1 protein-coding gene is annotated in these 1085 nt (G+C 72.2%); it reads right to left on the reverse strand.

From position 1 onward, the window contains the following. Positions 1 to 964, reverse strand: a 964-nt coding sequence (locus FM110_RS08915) for a transposase (protein WP_087104419.1), incomplete at its 3' end; no start/stop codon positions are given. Positions 965 to 1085: the final 121 nt, after the last annotated feature.

A 1085-nucleotide genomic window follows, 5' to 3' on the forward strand; every position in this document is an offset into this window, starting at 1 on the left:
CGAGGCGGGCGAGCTGGCGGTCGGTGAGGTTCTCGGCGCCGGCGCGCAGGATGGTCTGGATTCCGAACAGGGGGTCGCCCTTGCGGCCGCGGTGCCCGGTGGTGTCCTGCTGGACTCGGCGGCGTACCTCGTCGACGACCTGCGTGCCGAGCTTGACGACGTGGAACGCGTCCAGGACGGCGGTGGCGTCGGCGAGCTCGGCGTCGATCGCGGACTTGTAGCCACCGAACGGGTCCAGGGCAGCGACCTCGATCCGCGCGCGGAAGTCGACGCCGCGGTCGAGCAGCCAGTCGGTGTAGGCCTTCTTCGAGCGGCCGGGCACCAAGTCCAGGAGCCGGGCGTGCACGCGTCCGGCCTGGTCACGGGTCAGGTCGACCATCCCGGTCAACTCCTTCGGGCCGCGCTCACGCACGTCACCGTGGTGCCAGATGTGCTCATCGACCCCCAGGGACGTCACACCGGCGAACCTGGTCGGGTCACCGGCCAGACATTCGAGCTCGGGCTTGACCGCGCGCCACAGCGTCGCCCAGCCGACCCCCAACCGGCGGGCGAGCCCAGCGATCGTGGCGTGCTCGCGGCGCAGCTGCCCGACCGCCCACCACACCGCGCGGCGGGTCAGGACGCCGCGAGCGGCGACCAGGGTCGGGACCTGCTCGGCGAACGTCCCCCGCGGGCACTCGACCTCGCCGCAGCGCCAACGTCGTTGCCGCCAGACGATCTGGACCCGAACGTCGCCGTGCGGCACGTCGCGCAGCACCCGCACCCGCCGGCCGCGGCTGAGCGCGACGACCCCGCAGTCCGGGCAGCCCGCCAGCTGCCAGGGCGTCGAGACCGTCACCCGCATGGTGATCGGGTCGCGATCAACCCGCTCGACTCGAACGCCATCGAGCCCGAACAGAAGATCGCAGCGAGCGCAGGGAACGGTGGTCGTGCGCGCGTCGGCGCACCCCGTAGCGTGAGACACGTCGAGGTCCTCGAGAACGAATCGGGCAGCTTGGTCGCTCCTGATCCTCAGGGACCCCGACCCCTACCCGCCGCTCAACCCGCCGAACCCCTCACTCCCCACCGCAACGGTGAAGAGCCCG

It is taken from the genome of Brachybacterium nesterenkovii (assembly GCF_900163655.1).
GTDB classification, from domain to species: domain Bacteria; phylum Actinomycetota; class Actinomycetes; order Actinomycetales; family Dermabacteraceae; genus Brachybacterium; species Brachybacterium nesterenkovii.